Origin of the sequence: Microbacterium sp. GbtcB4, from assembly GCF_019091465.1 — a bacterium.
Taxonomy (GTDB): domain Bacteria; phylum Actinomycetota; class Actinomycetes; order Actinomycetales; family Microbacteriaceae; genus Microbacterium; species Microbacterium paraoxydans.
In genome coordinates, this window is sequence record NZ_JAGXJJ010000453.1 from 1 (window position 1) to 241 (window position 241).

Genomic DNA, 241 nt, shown 5'->3' on the forward strand with positions numbered 1-241 from the left:
TGCGGAGATGTGCCCCCCGACGCCGTGATCGGCGGTTTCGTGCAGGGGTACGCGCCGTTCCTCGCCGGGGTGGCCCCCATCCTGCCCGGGCAGGAGGGGGGGCAGTGGTGGGGGCTCAGCTTCATCGCGATCGCGGTCGCCGCGGACACCGGGGGGTACGGGGCTGGACTCGCCTTGGGGGGGCACCCGGTGCAACCGCGGACAGGTCCCAGGAAGACCTGGGAGGGCTCCGGGGGCGCCG

At 75.1% G+C, this 241-nt stretch carries 1 protein-coding gene; it reads left to right on the plus strand.

Annotation, left to right across the window (positions count from 1 at the left end):
• Positions 1-9 precede the first annotated feature (9 nt).
• Positions 10-241, plus strand: a 232-nt coding sequence (locus KVS71_RS18440) for a phosphatidate cytidylyltransferase (RefSeq protein ID WP_368874982.1), incomplete at its 3' end; no start/stop codon positions are given.